This window comes from Sinorhizobium chiapasense (genome assembly GCF_045277575.1).
Taxonomy (GTDB): domain Bacteria; phylum Pseudomonadota; class Alphaproteobacteria; order Rhizobiales; family Rhizobiaceae; genus Ensifer; species Ensifer chiapasense_A.
The window spans coordinates 2767152-2788233 of sequence record NZ_CP144205.1 but is presented as its reverse complement, the minus strand read 5'-3'; the positions used below and the strand labels follow the sequence as shown (position 1 = coordinate 2788233).

Genomic DNA, 21082 nt, shown 5'->3' with positions numbered 1-21082 from the left:
CGGAAGCCGGGCAAGGTGCCCGGCCGATGAGGCAAAAGACGCGCACGAGAAAAAGGCTTGCCGGATGAACCCGCAAGCCTTTTAAACGCGTGTCAAAGACAGTGCGCTGGCGCCGATCAGGCGGCTTCAGCAACCTTCTTGACGATCTGGCGGCGCAGCAGGCGAGCACGCATGCTCAGCTCGTTCTCGTCCGACTTCAGCAGGAAGGCGTCGAGGCCGCCACGGTGTTCGACCGAGCGGAGAGCTGCAGCGGAAACGCGCAGGCGGTAGCGCTGGCCGAGAGCATCGGAAATCAGCGTGACGTTGCACAGGTTCGGCAGGAACCGGCGCTTGGTCTTGTTGTTGGCGTGGCTTACATTGTTGCCCGACTGGACGCCCTTGCCGGTCAATTCGCAACTACGGGACATGGTACACCTATTCTCTTTATCGCCGCCGGACAATGCGGTAGCGGGCCCAGAGCCCAGGCCGCGTTCCTAGGCCATTATTGGAAAGTCGCGGTTCTATAGTCAGAGACGGCCCGCCCGTCAAGCCAAACCTCTAGTATTCTCCGAAAACCCGCGGTTTTTCCCAACCGTTCCTCGGATGTGAGGCCTGGCTTGCATTGAAATAATGCCTTGCAGGACCCATTCCAAGCGGTTTTGCTATGCGCTACTTCTGGTATGAGGACCTGTGGCTGCCGCGGGGCCGGCCCGGCGGGCGGCGGCAGCGAACTGGGCGTAGAAAAGCCGTAAAGAGCCTGCATTTCAGGGTATTGCGGCGAAATTCAAGTGATGGATTTTTCAGGGCATGAAGTTGCGAAATGGCTTTCGCGTGGCGGCGCTGCTGTCCGCGGTCTCGTTTTCCACAGCATCGTCGGCCGCCGATGTCGAACATCTGACGGATTACAGCATCTCGCTCGCCGGTTTGCCGGTTGCGCGCGCCTCCTTCCATACCGAGCTTCAGAAGAATCGCTACACGATATCGGGAACGTTGAAGTCCGCGGGGCTGCTCGATATCCTCAGCCGGACCTCGGGCCAGACCCAGGTTTCGGGCGTTGTCGACAAGGATCACCTGCGGGCCTCGCAATATTCGATGTCCTATCGCAGCGGCTCGAAGGGCCGGGCGATCAGCGTCACCTATCGCAACGGCAATGTCGTACATGCAAGCATGACGCCGAAGCGCACCCCCTTGCCAAAGAACTGGGTGCCGGTGACCTCGCGCGACATGCGCAACGTGCTCGATCCGCTTTCCGGTCTCATCATTCCCGCCGACGCGCGCGTCTGCCCGAACACGCTGCCGATCTTCGACGGCGAGTCGCGGCTCGACATCAAGCTTTCACCGAAGGGGACCAAGCCTTTCAAGACGAAGGGCTTTGAAGGCGAGGTGATCGTCTGCGGCATCCGCTTTGTCCCGAAGGCCGGCTACAAGAAGGGCCGCGAGGATGTCGAGTATCTGCGTCGTCTGCAGACGATGGAGATCTGGTTCGCCAAGGCGCAAGCCGTAAATGTCTACGCTCCCGTCTATGTCCGAATCCCCACGAAGCTTGGGCCGGTCACGGTCTCGGCGACGCGATTTGGTGGTTGACGCGCGGTCGCGTGCAACTAAAAGGTTAAACACCACGAAACACCGTGATTTTATCGGCGCAGGTTTCCGTGAGAGAAGCCGCGCGAGGGGACGACTATGAAATTCAAGGCAACGCTGATCGGCTTTTCGGCCATTCTGATGTGGTCGCTGCTCGCGCTGTTCACGGCAGCATCCGGCAAGATGCCGCCGTTCCAGCTTTCGGCGATCTGCTTTCTGATCGGCAGTGTGCCCGGCCTGGTGGTGCTGGCTTTGAGGCCGGAGCGCATGGCGCTGCTCAAGCAGCCGGCCAAAGTCTGGATCACTGGCATTGCCGGCCTGTTCGGCTATCATTTTCTCTATTTCACGGCGCTGCGCAATGCGCCGGCGGTGGAGGCGGGGCTGATCGCCTATCTCTGGCCGCTGCTGATCGTCGTCGGCTCGGCGCTGCTGCCCGGCGAACGTTTGCGCTGGTATCATCTCGCTGGCGCGCTTGCCGGTCTCGTGGGGACGATCCTGATCGTTGCGCGCAATGGCGTTGCCTTCGACGATGCCTATCTTATGGGCTATGGTGCGGCCTTCCTCTGCGCCTTCACCTGGTCCGGCTATTCGCTCATCACCCGCCGCTTCGAGGCGGTCTCGACGGATGTTGTCACTGGCTTTTGTCTTGCGACCTCGATCCTGTCCTTCGTCTGCCATCTGGCGCTTGAAACGACCGTCTGGCCGGAGAGCACCTTCGAGTGGCTGGCGGTTGCGGGTCTCGGCTTGCTGCCGGTCGGCGCTGCCTTTTACGCCTGGGACTTCGGTGTGAAGAACGGCAACATCCAGCTTCTCGGCGTCTCAAGTTATGCAGCGCCGGTACTTTCGACGCTGATCCTGATCCTGTTCGGCTTTGCCGAGCCGTCCTGGCGCATCGCACTCGCCTGCCTGTTCGTCACCGGCGGTGCGGTGCTTGCGGCGAAGGATATGATCTTCCGCAAGCGCGCCATGGTGGCACAGCCGGCGGAGTAATCGGGACCGTTATCGTTTGGGCGGCTGCCAATCGGGGGCCGCCATTTCGAAGGCGGCGAAATCAAATGCCGGCGCGACAGTGCAGCCGACCAGCGTCCAGTCACCCAGCGAAGCAGCGGATTGCCACCAATCGGCGGGGACCACGCCCTGCGGGCGCTCGCCGTTCAGGATGTCGGACCCGAGCCGCAGCGTCTCGGCAGGCTTTCCATCCTCGGCGATGTTCAGTTCGAGCGGCGCACCGGCATGATAGTGCCAGATCTCGACGGCGTCGCGGACGCGATGCCAGTGCGAGCGTTCGCCACGTTCCAACAGATAATAGATCGCCGTCGAGTGACCGCGTGGGCCACCTGCGGTGTCGCGGAAGGTCTCGATGTACCAGCCGCCCTCCGGATGACGCACCAGACCGAGCGCCTCGATGATCTCCGTCGCCGATCGCGCCCCAGCCACTAGAAGTTATCCTTCCGCCTGCGGATTTCGGCGAAGACTGCGGCATCGCTGGCGTTCTGCATGCTGAGATGGGCGCGGATGCCGGGGTCAGCGGCGCGCAGGAACGGGTTCGTCCGTTTCTCAAGGCCAATCGTCGTCGGCGCGGTGAAGCCACCATCACAGCGCGTTTCCTCGATCTCGGCGGCGCGCGCCTTGAGCTCGGAATTTTCTGGATCGATCGTGACCGCGAAATGGGCGTTGGAAAGCGTGTATTCGTGGCCGAAGTAAACCGTCGTGTCGTCGGGCAATGCGGCAAGCCGGCCGAGAGACTGCCACATGGTCTCCGGCGTTCCCTCGAAAAGGCGTCCGCAGCCGAGCGCAAACAGCGTGTCGGCGGCAAAGAGCAGTTTATCCTCGGTGAAATGGAAGCAGATATGACCGGCCGTGTGGCCCGGCGTCTCGATCACCTCGACGGAGCGGCCAGCAAATTCGAAATGCTCTCCATGACGCACGGCCTTGTCGAGTCCCGGGATTTTCGAGGCTTCACTGAGCGGACCGATGATCGTGACGCCGAAGCGCCTCTTCAGCGCATCATTGGCCGCGACGTGGTCGCCATGGTGATGTGTCGTCAGGATATGGGTGAGCTTCCAGCCGCGCCGCTCCAGCGCATCCAGGATGGGCTGCTCTTCCGGCGCGTCGATCGAGGCGGTCATGCCGCTTTCGGGATCATGGACAAGCACACCGAAATTGTCGGTGCGGCAGAGGAAGAGGTCGAGTTCGAGCGCGGCCATGGCACGTCCTCCGGTCAGGAGAGAGGGAATGCTGCCGAATGTAGCGAGGCTTGCCTTGAAGTCTACCGCTTCGAAGCTAACATGTTGCGAATGCACACCGATATCGTCGACCTGCGCGAATTCTATCACTCCGAGCTCGGCCGGATGGCGGAGCAGTCCGTCACCATGGCGCTTTCGTCAGTCTGGGCGCGTCTGCCGGAGGAGCGGCTGGTCGGCCTCGGCTATGCCGTTCCCTATCTTGAGCGGTTCCGCAAGGACACCGAGCGCACCTTCGCCTTCATGCCGGCGGGGCAGGGGGCGGTGAACTGGCCGGTTGCCGAGCTTTCCTCGACAGCGCTGGTGTTCGATGAGGAATTGCCACTGCCCGACGCCTCGATCGACCGGGTGCTGATGGTGCATTCGCTGGAATTCGCCGAAAGCCCGCGGGAGACGATGAAGGAGATCTGGCGGGTGCTGGCGCCGGGCGGCCGGCTGGTCATCGTCGTACCCAACCGGCGCGGCGTCTGGGCGCGCATGGAACACACGCCCTTCGGCTCCGGCCGGCCCTATTCGCGCGGGCAGTTGACGGCGCTGCTGCGCGAGACCAACTTCACGCCCGGCGCCACGGCGGACGCGTTGTTCTTCCCGCCGTCGAAGCTCAGGGCGATCCTACGGCTGCGCCGGGGCTTCGAGCGGCTCGGTCGCTCGCTCTGGCCGGTCTTCTCCGGTGTCATCGTCGTCGAGGCGCAGAAGCGGCTTTACCAGGGATTGCCGGTCGCAGCACGCGCATCGCGCCGGGTGTTCGTGCCTGTCCTGGCGCCGCAGGGCGTACCAAGCACGCGCGAGCGGCTGCATCCCACCCGCTAACCTGCGCGGGAACCGCGGCGGACCCTCGACAAAAGCCGCTTGCGCCGCTAATGCCTTGACCTCTTTCCTGCCTGCAGCGCCGTGCGCCTCCCAAGGCGCGCAGCGGTCGCTGCGGCACTTTGATGGCAATAGAAAGCTGACCCAATGAGCCTTGCTTCGAAGAGCCCCGAGCCGCGTTCCGGCATCCTGGATATTGCCGCCTATGTGCCGGGCAAGGAGCATGCGCCGGGTGTCGCCAAGGTGCACAAGCTCTCGTCGAACGAGACGCCGCTCGGCGCCAGCCCCAGGGCGATCGAAGCCTTCCAGGGGGCTGCCTTCAACCTGGAACGTTATCCGGACGGCCAGGCGCGGGCGCTTCGCGAGGCGATCGGTGCCGTGCACGGCCTCAACCCGGCAAATATCATGTGCGGCAATGGTTCGGACGAACTGCTCGGGCTTCTCTGCCACACCTATCTCGGGCCCGGCGACGAAGGCATCATCACCGAGCATGGCTTCCTCGTCTACAAGATCCAGATCCTGGCTTCGGGCGCGACACCCGTTACCGTCAAGGAGAAGGATGCGCGCGTCGGCGTCGACGCCATCCTTTCGGCGGTGACGGCGCGGACGAAGGTCGTCTTTCTCGCCAATCCCGCCAACCCGACCGGCACCTACATTCCGGTCGACGAAGTTCGCCGGCTGCATGCGGGCCTGCCCGAGGGCGTGCTGCTGGTGCTCGATGCGGCCTATGCCGAATATGTGCGCCGCAACGACTATGCCGCCGGGCTGGAGCTCGTCTCGGCCAGCCGCAATGTGGTGATGACCCGCACCTTCTCGAAGATCTACGGTCTTGCGGGCTTGCGCATCGGCTGGATGTATGCGCCGCCGGAGGTGATCGACGCGGTCGACCGCGTTCGCGGGCCGTTCAACCTCAGTGCACCGGCAATTGCGGCCGGTGCTGCGGCGATCCGTGATCAGGCTTTCGTGGCAAAGGCGGTCGACCATAATCTCACCTGGCTGGCCCGTGTCAGCGAAGCGCTCGAGGCGATCGGCCTGCGCGTCACGCCTTCGGTCACGAACTTCGTGCTGATCCACTTTCCGGAAGAAGCGGGCAAGCGGGCCGAGGAGGCCGATGAATTCCTGACCGGCCGCGGCTATATCCTGCGGGCGGTCGGCAGCTACGGGTTCCCCAATGCACTGCGCATGACCATCGGCTCGCAAGAGGCCAACGAAGGCGTCATCGCGGCGCTGACCGAATTCATGGGACGGAAGTAATGGCTCAGCAGTTTGAAACGATCGCCCTCATCGGGATTGGTCTCATCGGCTCGTCGATCGCGCGTGAAATCCGCGAGAAGCAGCTCGCCGGTACGCTCGTCGTTTCCACGCGCAGCGAGGCGACGCTGAAGCGTACGCAGGAGCTCGGGCTCGGCGATCGCTATACGCTCTCGGCGGCCGACGCCGTTCGCGATGCTGACCTCGTCATCGTTTCGGTCCCGGTCGGCGCGTCCGGTGCCGTTGCCGCCGAGATCGCGGCGCATCTGAAACCCGGCGCGATCGTCACCGATGTCGGCTCGACCAAGGGCTCGGTGATCGCGCAGATGGCGCCGCATCTGCCGGAAACCGTTCATTTCGTGCCGGGGCACCCGATCGCCGGTACCGAGCATTCCGGCCCGGATGCCGGCTTCGTCGGCCTCTTTCGCGGCCGCTGGTGCATCCTGACGCCGCCGGAAGGCGCCGATGGGGAAGCAGTCGCGCGTCTCCGGCGTTTCTGGGAAGCGCTCGGCTCGATGGTCGAAGAGATGGATGCCGAGCATCACGACAAGGTGCTGGCGATCGTTTCGCACCTGCCGCACATCATCGCCTACAACATTGTCGGTACGGCCGATGACCTGGAGACGGTCACCGAATCCGAAGTCATCAAGTATTCCGCTTCGGGTTTCCGTGATTTCACCCGTCTGGCGGCATCCGATCCCACCATGTGGCGTGACGTCTGCCTGCACAACAAGGATGCGATCCTGGAGATGCTGGCGCGGTTTTCGGAAGATCTCGCCTATCTGCAGCGGGCGATCCGCTGGGGCGACGGCGAGAAGCTTTTCGACCTCTTCACCCGCACCCGCGCCATCCGCCGCTCGATCATCCAGGCGGGCCAGGATACGGCGATGCCGGACTTCGGCCGGCATGCCATGGACCAGAAATAGTCTCACCAGATCGAGGAAGACCATGAGCGGTCTTCCTCGCGAAGTTGCGTCCCTTGGTATTTTAGAGCGTCGGCAGGACGCCAATCGGGATGAAGGCGAGAAACGCGGTGCCGTCGCGCACGTTGAGTTTCACCGTCGCTTCGTCCTTGCCGTTGGCGAGCGCCTTCAGCATGTTGGCGGTGTTGTCGACGAGGTTGGCGTCGTCGGGGATCAGCTTGACCAGATTGGCCCGCCAGGCCTCGATGTTCGTCATCGTCAGCGAGAACTCGCCGGAGATCAGTCCCTGGTCGTTGACCGAGAAGGGACCGGAAAGCTTGGCGTTCATGCCGGAGCCGAGATCGAGGTTGAGCTGCCTGAGTTCGCCCTTGCTGCCGCGAAACATTTCCGGCGTCGGCGTGGCCGTCATCCATGCCGCCTTGTCGGTGAAAGTAAGGTCCGCCGCGACGGTGGCCGGTGGCGCGTAGCTCGGGCCTTCCTCCGGGCGAAGATCGAGCTTGTCGACGCTCAAGGCAGCGTCGAGATCCGCACCGTTCTGGCGCAGGTGCAGTTCGCCGTGGCTGGCGCCGAAGCCAAGTCCGTCGCCCGAGAGCGGCAGGCGCACCCGACCGGTGAGATTGTCATAGGTGAGCGAAGTGCGGTCGACGCCGGACAAGGTCGCGCGCACGCTTGCATGCAGCAGGGTCCAGTCGGCGGAGACGTTGAGGCCGGGCGAGGCGCGGATTTCGGCCGGGCCGTCAAGCTCGATCACGGCATGGCCGGGCTGGTAGACCTGGGCGGCCGTCCGCAACGCTCCGAAGGAGGCCGAGGTGCCGTGGCGGGTATCGTCGAGATGGACCTTGTCGCAGAAGAGGCCGATGCGGAACGGAAAGCCGCGCACGTCCATGTTCGTGCATTCGCCGCCGAGGCCGGCTGCCTGCCCATCGGCGAGACGGGCCGTGAGACGCTTCTCGATCTGATCGGCGGCGAGGAACCAGCCGGCCGAATAGATGCCGGCGACAAGCACGATGCCTGACGTCAGCCAACGGAACTTCCGGCTGACCGGCGAGGGATTGGAAACTGCGGTTGCCGACATGGGCGCGGATACCTCACTTTAGATTACGATGATCTTGGGTCGGCTCGACCCAAGATCACAAACGTGATCGCTTCTAACAAGTTAGAGCGGGATGTGGGCGGAAAACCGCAAACACCTTTCCTCACCCCACTCTAAACCGGATTGCGGCTGCCTTTCGGGTGGCGCCGCCGATCCGCAAAACTATTCTTTCGTTCGGGTGCACGAAGACGAGCTTGTCTCTTCCGTGCCGAGATGCTGTGCCGTAGAAACCGACATGGCTGACCATTCCGACGGGCCGATCATGATTCGGTTGCGAGAGCAGACAGCGCGGGTTGAATGACGGTGGATATGGACGAATTTTGGGTCTTTGGCTACGGGTCGCTGATGTGGAACCCGGGCTTTGCCTTCGAGGAGAAGCTGACGGCGCGTGCCTTCGGCTATCGCCGCTCGCTCTGCGTGCATTCCTGGGTTCATCGGGGCACCGAACAGCGGCCGGGACTGGTACTCGGACTGGACCGTGGCGGCTCCTGCATCGGCACGGCATTCCGCGTCGAGCGCGGGCAGCAGGCGGACGTCGTCGACTATCTGCGCGAGCGGGAACTGGTGACGCATGTCTACAAGGAGCGCACGATGCCGGTGCTGCTCGCCGACGGCCGGCGCGTGCCGGCGCTTGCCTACGTCATTGACCGCGACCACGTTCAATATGCGGGCGCGCTCACAGCCTCGGAGGCGGCCGATATCGTCGCGGTTTCGACGGGAAAATCCGGTCCGAACAGCGAGTATGTGTTCAATACGCTCGCTCATTTGAGAGAAATGGGTATCCGCGATCACTGGTTGGAAGAGGTGGTCGCATTGCTCCAGCAGACGCCACGGCGCGCGCGAGCCTGATGCTCAGGCGCGGCCTGCCGCCTTCAGTTCCTTCAGCCGTTGTTCGGCTGTTGGCGGCAGCGGCAAATGCGGATTGTTCTTCACCGTTTCGACGAGCAGTTCGTCGCTGGCCTTTTCCGTGACTTCCACCAGCTTGGCAAGGAATGCATCCGGATCCATGCCTGCCTCGACCGGCGGCAGGATGCGGACCTTGAAATGGCCGGGAAAACGCAGGAACTTACGGCGCGGCCAAAAGAGACCGGGATGCATGGCGACCGGCACGACCGGCACGTTCAGATCGCGATAGAGACGGGCGATGCCATATTTGTATTCCGGCGGCGCCCCCGGGGGGCGGCGCGTACCTTCCGGATAGATGATGAGTTCGCGGCCGGTTGCCATTTCCTGCTTGGTGCGATCCATGACGCTGGTCATGGCCCTACCGCGTGCGGCCCGGTTCACCGGAACCATGCGCTGCTTGAGAATGTACCAGCCGAATAGCGGGATCCAGGTGAGCTCGCGCTTCAGGATGTAGAAAGGATCGTCGAGCCAGGGAAGTAGCGCATAGGCATCCCAGAAGGACTGATGCTTGGGGGCGAAGATGTAGGGGACATCAGGGAGATTCTCCAAGCCTTCGATTTCGAAGGTCGTCCCGACCATCTTCTCTAGCAGCCAGTGATTGCTGCGCACCCAGTTCTTGGGAACGAACCAGGCGCTCTTGCGCGGCAGCAGGAAGTAGATCGGCGTCAGCACGATCATCTGCACGATCAGATTGGCGTAGAACACCATGTTGAAAAGGATCGAACGCAAGACGATCATCAGGCACGCTCTCGTAGGCGGGTTCTCAAGGGGCTCGGCGTCAGGCCGATCGATCGCTGCCTACACGAATACGTGCGGAAGGAAAACTGCCCTTCGTCACTTTAGGCCCGCGACGTCGCCGATGGCCTTTATTCTTCGGCCGGCGTGGCGCGGGAGGGATCGGTGCGCAGACCGCTCGTCGGCCGGGCACCGGCGAAATCGCGAATCGAAGCGATCGTATATTTCCCGAATTCCAGGAGGATCGCTTTCAGGACCATCGGGTTGCGCAGCCAGTTCGTCGTCTTGAGGTCGGAGTTGACCACCGGGTAGGGGATGAACTCCGTCTCCGGGCGGGTGCGCCGAAGCTCCAGCAGGCTGCGCGGCATATGGTAATTGTTGGTGACGACGAGCACGCTCGTATAGCCGCGGTCACGAATCCATTGCGCCGTCTCCGTGGCGTTGCCGATCGTATCGATCGCCTCATGGCCGATGTCGACGCAGCATTTGAAAAGATCGGCGGAACTCTGGGTGTTGCGCCGGATCTGGCTGCCGGTGGTCGTCGGGTGAACACCGGAGATCAGCAGGCGCCTGCCGGCGCCGCCCTTCAGGAGATCAACCGCCTGGTCGATGCGCTGGAAGCCACCGGTCAGGACGACGATCGCATCCGCCTTGGGATGCACGGGTGGCTGCAGCGATGCGACGGTGTCGGCAAAATTCAGGAAGGCGGCAATCAGGAGCGCGAGCGGCAGCAGCAGGACGAAGAAGGTTCGCCGGAGAATCTTGCGCAAGAGGCTGCGGGGCCGCCGGCGGTCGTCGGCTCTCCCCTGCCATTTGCCTCCTCCGGTCATCCCGTTCCCGCGTAATTCTCGCGCCATCATGATTCTCTTTCACATAGCCGCAGATTGCGGCAAGGAATAGATCGAGGCATAGCGAACATCAGGCGGATCAGCTTTGATAGAGGTCCGTGCGGCCGGGGTCCGAACGGATGAGATCGATCTCGTAGATCGTGCGCATGACGGTCAAGCGCGCGGTCACTGTTGTCAGGATGGCGATGACGACGATGATTGCGGCGATGCCGAGGTAGCCGCCATAGCCGATGGTGAAAGTGCCGAAGAGCGCGGTTGCCTGGTCGGTCTGCGGTGTCGCCAATGTCTGCGACTGCCAGAAGCCGGCAAGCGCGAAGGACAGCGCGGCCAAGAGGCCGCCGGTGCCGGCACCCTTGAGACTGATCCTCAAGAAATGCTTCTGGAACACGGAGGCGACGAAACCGGCCTCGGCACCGACGAAATGCAGGACCTCGACGATGTGGCGGTTGCCGGACAGTGCGCCGCGGGTGGCGAAGATCACGGTCAGCACCATGGCCGAGAAGACGAGCGCCAGCACGCCAGTGCCGATCATCGCCGTGGTGTTGGCCATGGCGACGAGCCGGTCGACCCAGGTGCGGTGGTCATCGAGGAAGGCCTGCGGAATCGTCTCCGTCAGCGCCTTGCGCATGGCGGCGAAATCGGGCGGATTGTTTTCGTCGATGGTGATGATGATCAGCCTCGGCACCGGCAGCTCGTCGAGATCGAGACCTTCGCCGAGCCAGGGTTCCAGGAGGCGCGCCGTGGCGGCGCGATCGACGATCTTGCCATCCGTCGTACCGCTGAAGGTCAGGGCCAGGTCGCGGGCGTCGGCAAGCGCCTTCTCCATGTCCAGGCTGTCGTCCGGCTTGATCTGGATGGTGATCTCGCGGGAAATCTGCGACTGCCAGCTCTGGGCGGTTGCCCGGACCATGCTGACGCCGCCGAGCGTCAGGCAGGCGAGGAACGACATGATGGCGATGACGCACATCAGCGCATGGCCGGAGACATTGGTCGAGGGCACGATCGGCCCGGTTGGCCGCACGCGCATTTCCGTCCGGCGGGGCTGCTGTTCCGGCTGCTGCTCGGCTGCGCTGTTCTGGCGTTTCGTGCGGCTGTCACTCATAGATGTCGAGCCGTCCCTGCGAAAGGATCATGCGCCGCGCCTCCACCTGATCCATCAGCGACAGATCGTGGGTGGCGATCACCACCGCGGTGCCAAGCCGATTCAGTTCAAGAAAGAGATTGAGGAGGCGCCTGGCCATTGGCGGATCGACGTTGCCGGTCGGTTCGTCGGCAAGCAGGATCTCCGGCCGGTCGATCAGCGCCCGGGCGATCGCCGCGCGCTGCTTCTCGCCGCCTGAAAGGACCGGCGGCAGGACATTGATGCGCTCGCCAAGGCCGACCCATTTCAAGAGTTCCAGCACGTCGGCGCGATAGCTCGATTCCTCCTTGCCGCGGACGCGCAGCGGCAGAGCGACGTTCTCATAGGTGGTGAGGTGATCGAGCAGGCGAAAATCCTGGAAGACGATGCCGACGCGCCGGCGCAGCATCGGGAATTCCTCGCGCGGGATCGACGAGATGTTGCGGTCGAACATCCGGATCAGGCCGCGCGTCGGCTGCAGCGAGAGGAAGAGCAGTTTCAAAAGGGTGGTCTTGCCGGCGCCCGACGGGCCGGTCAGGAACTGGAACGACCGGCGCGGAATATCGAAGGTCAGGTCCCGGAGGATTTCCGGTCCCATGCCATAACGCAGTCCGACGTTCTCAAAGTGAATCAAGCGGCAGCCCAGTCTCTCTCACGGCCCTGCAACCGATGGCCGGTTCCGGTCCTCCGCGCATAGGACGACCAGCCTCGAAAGGCAAAACCGCCAGCGGAATCATGGTTAAGCAGCGGTTAATTTTTCATGAAAAGGCGCCGCTTTCGCGACGTCTTTCCGAAACATTAACCATTCCGGTTTACGTGTCGGAAAGATTTGATGCAATGCCTAGATTCTTGCAGGCAAAGGGTCGGCATTGCCCGATGGTTTCGCGGTCGAGGCGGTAGGTCGAGTGGGCCGTGCCGTCTCCCTGTGGGACAGGAGGAACTGGTCATGCATGCGTTCCGGACCAAAACCGCTGGCACCCCGGCGGACTTCCTGCCGCCCGAACGGGGCGGACGTGAGGGAGCCGCAATGCCGCGACGCGTCGACTATGTCGATGCCGAGTTCGAGGTGATTGCTGCCTCTTCGCGCCGAGCGCCATATCCGGTGTTCAATGACAAGGCCAGGGTCGGAAATCAGAAACGGCCGGCCTTGACGGTCGTGGCCGACGAAACGTCGCTTACCAGCCGACTGCTGAGCCTTGCCGAAGCGCGGCTTCGCGATATGCCAACGCGCCGCTTCGCCGGCTTGGTCGCCGGTTTCGCGTTTGCATCCTTTCTGGTGATCGTCGGTTTCGCGGGTGACGGGCAGGCCGATGTCCAGCCGCTCACGATTTCAGGGGTGACGAGTTCACTGGATTATTCCGGCGGCATGCGCGTGCTTTCCGTCTACGGCTCCATCGACAACCGTTCGGATGCCGAACAGCGCTTGCCGCTCGTCGTGGTGGGGGTGGCAGCCAACGGCCGCCAGGTGACGACGACGCGAGTGATGCCCGAAGGGGCGGCGATCGCAGCGGGCGAGAGCCGTCATTTCATGACGCGGCTGCCCTATGCAGGTGGAAAAATGCCCGATGTGACCGTTTCCTTCGCTGAAAACGGTGTTTCAGCCCGCTGATTGTGCTAAGCGGCGCGGATGGGAAGGCCCAGGTCTTCCGGATGAAACGCTGGAGAAGCCTTGATGCCCGTTGTTCGCGGTAAGAATATCGAACCTCTCTACACGGCCGAAACGATTGCAGCGCGCAACAGCGAGCTGGCCGGGATGATCGTCAACGGTCCGCACAAGGATCTGCTGGTGATCGCGGTGCTCAAGGGATCGTTCATCTTCGCCGCCGATCTGATCCGCGCCATGCATTCGGCCGGTCTTGCGCCGGAAGTCGAGTTCATTACCCTGTCGAGCTACGGCACCGGCACGGTTTCGCAGGGCGTCAAGATTACCAAGGATATCGACAGCGACGTGCATGGGCGCGACGTGCTCTTGATCGACGACATTCTCGAATCCGGCCGGACGCTGCGTTTCGCCAAGGAGCTGATGTACGAGCGCGGCGCGCGCAACGTGACGATCGCCGTGCTGCTCGACAAGCGGGTCAAGCGCAAGGTCGAGCTCGAAGCCGATTATGTCGGTTTCGAGTGCCCCGATCACTTCGTTGTCGGCTATGGCATGGATGTCGCCTATGCCTTCCGCGAGCTGCCTTTTGTCGGCGTCGTCACCGGTGATGCCGAGTAGGGTGTGTCAAAACAGCACGCCGATCCTGAAATCCGGTCGCTCAGCGTTTACCGAACACAAACGAAAAACTGATTGGTTGGGGATGCGCCGCGTGGTGATTCCCTATCGGATTCGCGGTGCTGCAGCGCCGTCATGTCCCGTCGATGACTGACGCCCGCTGTAACCTTTTGGATCAGGTGCGGGCGTCGGCGTGAGAGCCGCGCCTCGGAAACGCGGAGGCCATGATGGCGAAGATCCTGATTACCGAGGACGAGGATGCGTTGCGTTCCTTCGTCGCGCGGGCATTGAAGCTCGACGGCCATGAGACGGTCGAGGCGGGCGACGGTGCCGACGGCCTTGCCTGCCTCCAGACCGAGGCTTTCGATCTTCTGCTTTCCGATATCCGCATGCCCGTCATGGACGGCATCGAACTGACGCATCAGGCGTCGGCCGCCTTTCCGGCAATGAAGATCCTGCTGATGACCGGCTATGCCGAGCAACGCGAGCGGGCCGACGATCTCGCCGACAAGATCGTTGACGTCATCTCCAAGCCCTTTTCCCTTCCCGATATCCGCAAGGCCGTTGCGCTTGCGCTGGCTGCCTAACGAAGCCCAATCCGGCGATTGAGTGCTGTCCCGCTTGCGGGGCCCAACGCCGCGTTCCGCTTCATAGCGTACCAGTGCATGTCGCGCAGAAGTGCGCAGCCGTTTTGCGCGACAATGACTGAAGGGGGGCAGGCAGCGACACTGATAGATCGCGACATGCCTTAGATCAATTAATTGGTGCCAAACCGGCTCACAGGCCTCACTGCATATCGAGCAGGCGCTCAAGATATTGGCGTTCCACTTCCGGCGACAGGTTATCCCCGAGCCGGCGGCGGATTTCTTCGAGGATCTGACGGGCGCGTTGCGTGTCGAATTCCTCGGGCACCTTCACGTGGTCGCCAAATTCCGGACCCCGGTTGTTCTGGGGCCGGCCGAGCGGATCGCGTCCGTTCTGGCCGAATTGCGGAACGCCCATGCCGGGGCCCTGACCCTGGCTCTGCATCTGGTTCATCATGTCCTGGGCGCCCTGGCGTAGTGCCTGCAGCGCGCGACCCTGGTTGCCAACCGCCTGTTCGCCCTGGCCCTTGCCGAGCGCGCCGGAAGCGCCGTCCATCTCCCGCTGGGCTTCGCCGAAGCCCTTGCCCGGTTTGATGCCCATGCTTTCAAGGCTCTTGTTGAGTTCGCCGAGCTGCTTGCCGAGCTCATCCTGCTGCTGCTTCAACTGCTTCAGCGCATCCTTCAACTGTTCGGCCGTCATGTCGTCGAGCGGGTTGGGCTGGCCGTTCGGATCGCTGCGCTGTCCCGGGTCCTGCGGCATCTCCTGGCCGAAGAGTTCATTGTCCTCGCCCTGCAAGGGGTCGCCGCGTTGCATGCGGTCGCGCTGCGCCTGGTCGAGCTTGAACGTCTCATCCATAAGCTGCTGCTGCTGCTGCATCAGTTTGCCGAGCTTGTCCATCTGCTGGCGCATGGCGTCGTTCTGCTCGCCCATCTGCTGCTGGCCGCGGCCGGCCTGCAGGTTGTTCATCATGCGCTGCAGCTCCGAGAGCATCTGGCGTGCCTGATCACGTGCGCCGGAGCGCGCCAGGTTCTCGATCTGGTTCATCATCTTTTCGAGATCCTGTTGGCGCAGGATGTTGTTCGGGTTCATTTTTCCGGCCATGCGCGGGTCTTTCGCCGCCTGCTGGGCGAGGGCCTGCATGTATTCCTGCATGGCCTGGCGCAACTCCTGCATCAGCTTGGCGATTTCCTGGTCGGAGGCGTTGCGCTCCAAGGCGTCCGAGAGCGCCTGCTGCGCGTCACGCAGGCGCCGTTCGGCGAGCGAGAGGTCGCCGTCTTCGATACCGAGCGCAATCTCCCAGAGGTATCCGGCGGCGTCACGCAGCATGTCGTCGTTGTAGGCAAGCGCCATGCGTGTCCGCGCCGACTTCAACAGCAGGAAATGCGTGAGGTTGGGGATCCAGTCCTCGGCAAGGGAGGCCACGGCGTCGTTGAGGTCGATGGCGCGCGGCAGATCGTTGGCATCGAGCGCGAAGACCTGGCGCTGTTCCGCCACGGCGCCGGCGAGCGGCTGGGTGAACTGGCGGGCGGGCAGGATCATGTCCTGCGGCGGGCTGCGGCCCTCCTGGCCCGCGGCGTCGCGGGCGACGAGCGTGACCCGCACGCGCTTGCCCGCAAGCGGATGTTCGCTGAGGTTTCGGCTGGTCGTGCCCTTGGCCTCGCGCGCGTTGCGGCGCGGCAGGTCGAGCCGGTATTCGGGCAGCGGATAGAGCGGACGGGCCCCCTCCGCGGCTTCGTCGATCGGCTTGATCTCGGCCCAGGCCTGGGCGATGCCGTAGTCATCTGTCGCCGCGAAGGTGATTTCCAGCGCCGCATTGACGGTGGGACGGGGAATGCCGTCGAAGGAGATCTGCGGCACGCCGTCCGGGATGATCTTGAAAGCCCAGCGCCGATCCCCGACGACAAGCTCGCCGTCCTTGACGACCTTATAGACATGGTTGCGCACGGCATTCGGGTTGCGGGCAGGCGCCGGCGCAGCGACTTCCGCGACCTTCGGTCCGGCTTCGCCCACCTTCGGCTTGGGCTTCGTTTCCTCGGCTTTCTCGCCGGCTGCGGGAATGGCGATTGCCTTGGCCGCGCCACTCTCGGCAAAGCGGACGACCTGGTCCGGTCCTGCCCCGGTGACCCGGACGGTCAGATCGCTGAATTGCGGGATGGTGATGGCTCCGCCGTCCGCCGCCGCAGATGCCGTCTCCGGCTTGCCGGTGAGGAAGATCGGGGCGCGGCCGGTATAGGCCGGCGGCGTCACCCAGGCATCAATGCGGATGTCAGCCGTTTCGACCGAAGCCTGCGGCAGGCGCAGCGCGTCGCTGAGCAGGCCGGCGCGGTTGGAATAGGAGTAGGCAAAGGCGAGACAGGCGAGAAGAACCGGCACGGCACGCAGGGCAAAAGGGTCGTGCCGGGCAATATCAGGACGCGGAAGCCCCGTATCGAGCGCGCCGATCATTCGTGCCATGCGGGCCTGGTGCTCGCGCCAAAGCGCTTCGCCGAGGGGATTGTCGGTTGCCGGCCGGTCGTCCTGGACGCGGATTGCCTGATGGGGCAGGGCGTTGCGCTCTTCCAGCATGCGGTCGGCATCGACATTTCCGGGCAAGCGGATCCGCGCCAGCGGCACCAGGGATGCGAGGAAGCCGATGGCGAAGACAAAGAGCGTCACGGCATGCAGCCAGAACGGCGCCACGCGGAAGAAGCCGAGCCAGGCGAAGGCGAGAAACAGAAGGACGATGGAACCGGGTAGGAGGATGCGCGGCAGAAGCTGTTCGGCGACCAGCACCGAGCGCGCCAGCCATCTCTTCAGTGCCAGGGTTCTCGAAAACGGCTTCGGTTGTGGCGTTTCATCCTGCCGGAATTGCGTCATCCGCCCAAGTTTCCTTTCGGTCGCCCATCAACGCTCGTGGCTGACCCAATATAGTAAAGCGAGATGCGGCTGGAAACGGCACGCAGCTTCGCTTAGCGCGCTGGCCTTCAGGATACCATCGTTTGTGGCGAAGGCGAGGGCGCAAACAGAATCGTGATCGCCCGGGTGGCGACCACAGATTGTCGTCGTTGGTGCGGGTGCCTCAGGCGAGCCAGTCCGGAACCGAGTCGAGGCCGATCAGGGCATCGTAATCCTGGCGTGGGCGAACCACGTGGAAGCGGTCGTCCTTGACCAGAACTTCAGGGATCAACAGACGGGAATTGTAGGTGCTGGCCTGGACGGCGCCGTAGGCGCCCGCCGAGCTGATCGCGAAGAGGTCGCCGGGCTTCGGCATGGCCATCTCGCGATCGAGCGCCAGATAATCGCCGGTTTCGCAGACCGGCCCGACGACGTCGGCGCGGATGCGTGGGGCATTGGCGGCCGAAATGCGAACAGGGCGGATCTCGTGATAGGCCTCGTAAAGCGTCGGGCGGATGAGGTCGTTCATCGCGCCGTCGACGATGACGAAGGTCTTGTCGCCGCCATCCTTCACGTAGATCACTTCGGTCACGAGGATGCCGGCATTGCCGACGATCAGCCGGCCCGGTTCGGTGACGATCTTGCAGCCAAGCGATTGCAGCTGGCTCTTGACGATTTCGGCATAAGCGTCCGGCAGCGGCGGCGGGTTGTTGTCGTCCTTGTAGGGAATGCCAAGGCCGCCGCCGATGTCGACATGGTCGATCGAATGGCCGTCGGAGCGCAGCGTATCGACCAATTCACGCAGCAGCTTGAAGGCGTCGTCGAAGGGCTGCAACTCGGTGATCTGGCTGCCGATATGCATGTCGATGCCGGTCACCTCAATGCCGGGCAGGGTGGCGGCATGGGCATAGACGGCGCGGGCGCGCTCCCAGGAAATGCCGAACTTGTTTTCCTTCTTGCCCGTGGAAATCTTGGCGTGGGTCTTGGCGTCGACGTCCGGATTGATGCGGAAGGAAACGTGGGCGCGCTTGCCGGCGCGCACGGCACGCTGGTTCAGCACCTCGAGTTCCGGTTCGGATTCGACGTTGAAGCAATAGATGCCGGCGTCCAGCGCCAGGTCCATTTCCTGCGGCGTCTTGCCGACGCCGGAGAACATGATCCGGCTTGCGGGAATGCCGGCGGCAAGCGCGCGGCGCAATTCGCCACCGGAGACGACGTCGACGCCGGCGCCGAGGCGACCGAGCGTCTTCAGCACTGCCTGGTTCGAGTTGGCCTTCATGGCATAGCAGACCATCGCGTCCACATCGGCGAAGGCCTTTGAAAAGACCGTGTAATGGCGCTCGAGCGTGGCGGTCGAATAGCAATAGAAGGGTGTGCCGACGGCGCGCGCGATGTCGGTGACCGGCACGTCTTCGGCGTAGAGGATTCCGTCGCGGTACTGGAAGTGGTTCACGGGCTGCAGCTCGGCTTTCAGCAATTCCGGGAAAGTGTGATGCGATCTTCTCTCCGGAATTGCGTAATTTCAACTAGAGGAGGGGATCGAGCAGGAAAGGGCGATCGTCCGGCTTTTCCTTCTGCTCGACGGTTCCGGCGGGCGTCTTGGTATTGATCGGCGCCGTCGAACCGGGGCGGTCAAGATCACCCTTGCGTCCGCAACCGACAAGAACCAGCCCGGGGATCGCCAGCAGGAGCGCAAGCCGGGCCGCCTTCGTGAATGTCATCGTGATTTTCCTTCGCGGGACTGATGCTGGTGCGATGTCTTATCGATTTTTCCGGCGCTTGTGCACCCTGAATTTGCGGGCGGAAACCGCCCGCAGCTTCGTCCGTCCCTTAGTTGCGGGCGCGCCACCAGGCGATCTGCTTGCGAACCTCCTTGGGGGCCGTGCCGCCGAAAGAAGTGCGGCTGGCAACCGAGGCCTCGACCGTCAGAACGTCGAAGACCTTCTCGGTGATGTCGGCATGGATCGACTGAAGGTCGGCAAGCGAAAGATCCGCCAGATCGCAGGCCTTCTGTTCGGCGAGCGCGACGGCACGGCCGGTGACGTGGTGGGCATCACGGAAGGGCAGTCCCGCCTCGTGCACCAGCCAGTCGGCAAGATCGGTCGCGGTCGAATAACCGGAGCCGGCGGCCGCTTTCATGCGGTCGGCGCGAACAGTCATGTCGCGCATCATGCCGGTCATGGCGGCAATCGCCAGTTCGAGGCTTTCGGCGGCGTCGAAGACCTGTTCCTTGTCTTCCTGCATGTCCTTGGAATAGGCGAGCGGCAGGCCCTTCATGACCGTCAGCAGCGCGATCAGCGAACCGTTGATGCGGCCGGTCTTGGCGCGCACCAGTTCCGCGGCGTCGGGGTTCTTCTTCTGCGGCATGATCGAGGAGCCGGTCGAAAACGCATCCGACAGGCGGATGAAGCCGAATTGCGGCGTCGACCAGATGACGATCTCTTCGGCGAGACGCGACAGGTGGGTGGCGGCAATCGATGCCATCGACAGGAATTCGAGCGCGAAATCGCGGTCGGAGACGGTGTCGATCGAGTTGCGCGTCGGGCCGGCGAAGCCGAGCGCCTTGGCGGTCATGTGCCGATCGATCGGGAAACCGGTGCCGGCCAGTGCCGCCGCGCCAATCGGGCTCTCGTCCATATGCTCGATAGCGTGGCGCACGCGCGAGCGGTCGCGGCCGAACATTTCCACATAGGCCATGCAATGGTGACCGAAGGTGACGGGCTGCGCCGTCTGCAGATGGGTGAAGCCCGGCATGACGGTGTCGGCATGTTCCTCGGCGCGGTCGAGGAACGCGGCGATCAGCGCCGTCAGCGCCTTCTCGGTCTTCTGCAGCTCTTCCTTGACCCAGAGGCGGAAGTCGAGCGCCACCTGGTCGTTGCGCGAACGGGCGGTGTGCAGGCGGCCGGCCGACGGGCCGATCAGCGCCGCCAGCCGCGCTTCGATGTTCATATGGATGTCTTCGAGGCGGCGCGAGAACTCGAACTGGCCGCTTTCGATTTCTGACAGGATCGTGTCGAGACCGTGAACGATCTTGTCTTTGTCTTCAGCCGAAATGATGCCTTGATGCGCCAGCATGGTCGCATGCGCTATTGAGCCGCGGATGTCCTGGGCATAGAGCTTCTTGTCGAAGCCGATCGAGGCATTTATCTCCTCCATGATCGCGTCCGGACCCGAGGCAAAGCGACCGCCCCACATCTGGTTGGAGGATTTCGTCTCGGAATTGCCGTCAGTCATGAAGAATGCCCGCCTTGGAGAATGAAATGCCCGACCAGAGGAAATCCCCCCCGGCCGTGAAACTGTTCGCGCTCGCCGCCCTGTTCGGCGTGATCATCGGTGCGGCAGCGGTATACGTGAAGGAGACCGGGTCTGGCAATGGTGAGGAGACCGAAACGGCCAGTGCCAACTGCCCGCTGACATCAGCCAAGGTCGCATCGCTGACGCCATTGATGAAGGGGCAGGTGGCCGCCATGGCGCCAGCGTCGTCACCGCGGCCGATCGCACTCGACTTCAACGGTCCCGACGGCAAACCGACGACCGTCTCGGCCTTCGCCGGCAAGACCCTGCTCGTCAATCTCTGGGCCACCTGGTGCGTGCCCTGCCGCGAGGAGATGCCGGCGCTCAATGCGCTGCAGAAGTCGCTCGGCAGCGACAAGTTCGAAGTGGTGGCGATCAATATCGACGTCGGCGACGACGAGAAGCCGAAGGCGTTTCTCGACGAGATCGCCGTGCACGAGCTTGGCTATTATCGCGACGCGTCGATGGGCGTGTTCAACAACATGAAGAAGGAAGGCCTCGCCTTCGGCCTGCCGGCAACGCTGCTGCTCGACGACAAGGGCTGCCTCCTCGGCTCGATGAATGGCCCGGCCGCCTGGGACAGCGACGACGCAAAGGCGCTGATCGCGGCCGTCATTGGAGAGTAGGG

At 63.3% G+C, this 21082-nt stretch carries 22 protein-coding genes; 10 read left to right on the top strand and 12 right to left on the bottom strand.

What is annotated here, in order from left to right; genetic code table 11:
• Positions 1–116 precede the first annotated feature (116 nt).
• Positions 117–407 (bottom strand): 50S ribosomal protein L28, encoded by a 291-nt coding sequence (gene rpmB, locus QM996_RS13515; protein ID WP_034806568.1) that lies wholly within the window; start codon positions 405–407, stop codon positions 117–119.
• Positions 408–786: 379 nt separating this feature from the next.
• Between rpmB and QM996_RS13510 the strand changes: the two genes are divergently transcribed.
• Positions 787–1563 (top strand): DUF3108 domain-containing protein, encoded by a 777-nt coding sequence (locus QM996_RS13510; protein ID WP_500267921.1) that lies wholly within the window; start codon positions 787–789, stop codon positions 1561–1563.
• A gap of 96 nt (positions 1564–1659) precedes the next feature.
• Positions 1660–2550, top strand: coding sequence for a DMT family transporter (gene yddG, locus QM996_RS13505; RefSeq protein ID WP_500267920.1), 891 nt, complete (start codon positions 1660–1662; stop codon positions 2548–2550).
• 9 nt (positions 2551–2559) lie between these two features.
• On the opposite strand, the gene QM996_RS13500 is transcribed toward yddG, so the two are convergent.
• On the bottom strand, positions 2560–2997 hold the full coding sequence (locus QM996_RS13500) for a cupin domain-containing protein (protein WP_500267919.1): 438 nt from the start codon (positions 2995–2997) through the stop codon (positions 2560–2562).
• The gene (gene gloB, locus QM996_RS13495) at positions 2997–3767 is read right to left on the bottom strand and encodes a hydroxyacylglutathione hydrolase (RefSeq protein WP_500267918.1); all 771 of its coding nucleotides are present in this window, start codon (positions 3765–3767) and stop codon (positions 2997–2999) included. Before gloB ends, QM996_RS13500 begins: the two co-directional genes overlap by 1 nt.
• A gap of 81 nt (positions 3768–3848) precedes the next feature.
• On the opposite strand from gloB, the gene QM996_RS13490 reads away from it, so the two are divergent.
• From QM996_RS13490 to QM996_RS13480, 3 genes are all read left to right on the top strand, one after another.
• The gene (locus QM996_RS13490) at positions 3849–4613 is read left to right on the top strand and encodes a class I SAM-dependent methyltransferase (RefSeq protein ID WP_500267917.1); all 765 of its coding nucleotides are present in this window, start codon (positions 3849–3851) and stop codon (positions 4611–4613) included.
• Positions 4614–4757: 144 nt separating this feature from the next.
• Positions 4758–5864 carry a pyridoxal phosphate-dependent aminotransferase gene (gene hisC, locus QM996_RS13485; RefSeq protein ID WP_500267916.1) on the top strand — a complete coding sequence of 369 codons (1107 nt, stop codon included), beginning with the start codon at positions 4758–4760 and terminating at the stop codon, positions 5862–5864.
• Entirely contained in the window at positions 5864–6787 is a 924-nt protein-coding gene (locus QM996_RS13480; protein WP_500267915.1) for a prephenate/arogenate dehydrogenase family protein, read from the top strand. The genes hisC and QM996_RS13480 overlap by 1 nt, the downstream gene beginning before the upstream one ends.
• Positions 6788–6848: 61 nt before the next feature.
• On the opposite strand, the gene QM996_RS13475 is transcribed toward QM996_RS13480, so the two are convergent.
• Positions 6849–7859, bottom strand: a complete 1011-nt coding sequence (locus tag QM996_RS13475) for a DUF2125 domain-containing protein (protein ID WP_500267914.1) — start codon at positions 7857–7859, stop codon at positions 6849–6851.
• 315 nt (positions 7860–8174) lie between these two features.
• On the opposite strand from QM996_RS13475, the gene QM996_RS13470 reads away from it, so the two are divergent.
• Positions 8175–8726: a gamma-glutamylcyclotransferase gene (locus QM996_RS13470; RefSeq protein WP_500267913.1), complete on the top strand. Its 552-nt coding sequence runs from the start codon at positions 8175–8177 to the stop codon at positions 8724–8726.
• Between the two features lie 3 nt (positions 8727–8729).
• Here the strand turns inward: QM996_RS13470 and QM996_RS13465 are convergent, their stop codons facing one another.
• The 4 genes from QM996_RS13465 to ftsE form a co-directional block, all read right to left on the bottom strand.
• Positions 8730–9521: a lysophospholipid acyltransferase family protein gene (locus QM996_RS13465; RefSeq protein WP_500267912.1), complete on the bottom strand. Its 792-nt coding sequence runs from the start codon at positions 9519–9521 to the stop codon at positions 8730–8732.
• Positions 9522–9649: 128 nt separating this feature from the next.
• Positions 9650–10348 (bottom strand): YdcF family protein, encoded by a 699-nt coding sequence (locus QM996_RS13460; RefSeq protein WP_500267911.1) that lies wholly within the window; start codon positions 10346–10348, stop codon positions 9650–9652.
• Positions 10349–10445: 97 nt separating this feature from the next.
• Entirely contained in the window at positions 10446–11393 is a 948-nt protein-coding gene (locus QM996_RS13455; protein WP_500270311.1) for a cell division protein FtsX, read from the bottom strand.
• Between the two features lie 67 nt (positions 11394–11460).
• Positions 11461–12120 carry a cell division ATP-binding protein FtsE gene (ftsE, locus tag QM996_RS13450; RefSeq protein ID WP_173520545.1) on the bottom strand — a complete coding sequence of 220 codons (660 nt, stop codon included), beginning with the start codon at positions 12118–12120 and terminating at the stop codon, positions 11461–11463.
• Between the two features lie 312 nt (positions 12121–12432).
• On the opposite strand from ftsE, the gene QM996_RS13445 reads away from it, so the two are divergent.
• The 3 genes from QM996_RS13445 to QM996_RS13435 all read left to right on the top strand — a co-directional run bounded on the left by QM996_RS13445 (position 12433) and on the right by QM996_RS13435 (position 14288).
• Positions 12433–13095 (top strand): hypothetical protein, encoded by a 663-nt coding sequence (locus QM996_RS13445; protein ID WP_500267910.1) that lies wholly within the window; start codon positions 12433–12435, stop codon positions 13093–13095.
• Positions 13096–13158: 63 nt separating this feature from the next.
• Entirely contained in the window at positions 13159–13704 is a 546-nt protein-coding gene (gene hpt / locus QM996_RS13440; protein WP_429819963.1) for a hypoxanthine phosphoribosyltransferase, read from the top strand.
• Between the two features lie 224 nt (positions 13705–13928).
• Positions 13929–14288 (top strand): response regulator, encoded by a 360-nt coding sequence (locus QM996_RS13435; protein ID WP_173520548.1) that lies wholly within the window; start codon positions 13929–13931, stop codon positions 14286–14288.
• A 199-nt stretch (positions 14289–14487) separates the two neighbouring features.
• Here the strand turns inward: QM996_RS13435 and QM996_RS13430 are convergent, their stop codons facing one another.
• The 4 genes from QM996_RS13430 to argH all read right to left on the bottom strand — a co-directional run bounded on the left by QM996_RS13430 (position 14488) and on the right by argH (position 20394).
• A complete protein-coding gene (locus tag QM996_RS13430) occupies positions 14488–17142 on the bottom strand; it encodes a TIGR02302 family protein (RefSeq protein WP_500267909.1) in 2655 nt (884 codons plus the stop codon).
• A 202-nt stretch (positions 17143–17344) separates the two neighbouring features.
• Positions 17345–18613, bottom strand: coding sequence for a diaminopimelate decarboxylase family protein (gene lysA / locus QM996_RS13425; protein ID WP_500267908.1), 1269 nt, complete (start codon positions 18611–18613; stop codon positions 17345–17347).
• Positions 18614–18686: 73 nt separating this feature from the next.
• Positions 18687–18881, bottom strand: coding sequence for an LPS translocon maturation chaperone LptM (lptM, locus tag QM996_RS13420; RefSeq protein ID WP_500267907.1), 195 nt, complete (start codon positions 18879–18881; stop codon positions 18687–18689).
• A gap of 109 nt (positions 18882–18990) precedes the next feature.
• Positions 18991–20394 carry an argininosuccinate lyase gene (argH, locus tag QM996_RS13415; RefSeq protein ID WP_500267906.1) on the bottom strand — a complete coding sequence of 468 codons (1404 nt, stop codon included), beginning with the start codon at positions 20392–20394 and terminating at the stop codon, positions 18991–18993.
• Between the two features lie 26 nt (positions 20395–20420).
• Here argH and tlpA point away from each other — a divergent pair, with 26 nt between their 5' ends.
• Positions 20421–21080: a TlpA family protein disulfide reductase gene (gene tlpA / locus QM996_RS13410; protein WP_500267905.1), complete on the top strand. Its 660-nt coding sequence runs from the start codon at positions 20421–20423 to the stop codon at positions 21078–21080.
• Positions 21081–21082: the final 2 nt, after the last annotated feature.

Coding starts and splice junctions, on each gene's coding strand:
- lptM (WP_500267907.1), bottom strand. CDS start 18,881: ATGACATTCACGAAGGCGGCCCGGCTTGCGCTCCTGCTGGCGATCCCC.
- QM996_RS13510 (WP_500267921.1), top strand. CDS start 787: ATGAAGTTGCGAAATGGCTTTCGCGTGGCGGCGCTGCTGTCCGCGGTC.
- QM996_RS13475 (WP_500267914.1), bottom strand. CDS start 7,859: ATGTCGGCAACCGCAGTTTCCAATCCCTCGCCGGTCAGCCGGAAGTTC.
- QM996_RS13465 (WP_500267912.1), bottom strand. CDS start 9,521: ATGATCGTCTTGCGTTCGATCCTTTTCAACATGGTGTTCTACGCCAAT.
- QM996_RS13455 (WP_500270311.1), bottom strand. CDS start 11,393: ATGCGCGTGCGGCCAACCGGGCCGATCGTGCCCTCGACCAATGTCTCC.
- QM996_RS13490 (WP_500267917.1), top strand. CDS start 3,849: ATGTTGCGAATGCACACCGATATCGTCGACCTGCGCGAATTCTATCAC.
- QM996_RS13430 (WP_500267909.1), bottom strand. CDS start 17,142: ATGACGCAATTCCGGCAGGATGAAACGCCACAACCGAAGCCGTTTTCG.
- yddG (WP_500267920.1), top strand. CDS start 1,660: ATGAAATTCAAGGCAACGCTGATCGGCTTTTCGGCCATTCTGATGTGG.
- QM996_RS13460 (WP_500267911.1), bottom strand. CDS start 10,348: ATGACCGGAGGAGGCAAATGGCAGGGGAGAGCCGACGACCGCCGGCGG.
- hisC (WP_500267916.1), top strand. CDS start 4,758: ATGAGCCTTGCTTCGAAGAGCCCCGAGCCGCGTTCCGGCATCCTGGAT.
- QM996_RS13435 (WP_173520548.1), top strand. CDS start 13,929: ATGGCGAAGATCCTGATTACCGAGGACGAGGATGCGTTGCGTTCCTTC.
- QM996_RS13470 (WP_500267913.1), top strand. CDS start 8,175: ATGACGGTGGATATGGACGAATTTTGGGTCTTTGGCTACGGGTCGCTG.
- tlpA (WP_500267905.1), top strand. CDS start 20,421: ATGCCCGACCAGAGGAAATCCCCCCCGGCCGTGAAACTGTTCGCGCTC.
- rpmB (WP_034806568.1), bottom strand. CDS start 407: ATGTCCCGTAGTTGCGAATTGACCGGCAAGGGCGTCCAGTCGGGCAAC.
- argH (WP_500267906.1), bottom strand. CDS start 20,394: ATGACTGACGGCAATTCCGAGACGAAATCCTCCAACCAGATGTGGGGC.
- QM996_RS13480 (WP_500267915.1), top strand. CDS start 5,864: ATGGCTCAGCAGTTTGAAACGATCGCCCTCATCGGGATTGGTCTCATC.
- gloB (WP_500267918.1), bottom strand. CDS start 3,767: ATGGCCGCGCTCGAACTCGACCTCTTCCTCTGCCGCACCGACAATTTC.
- QM996_RS13445 (WP_500267910.1), top strand. CDS start 12,433: ATGCATGCGTTCCGGACCAAAACCGCTGGCACCCCGGCGGACTTCCTG.
- hpt (WP_429819963.1), top strand. CDS start 13,159: ATGCCCGTTGTTCGCGGTAAGAATATCGAACCTCTCTACACGGCCGAA.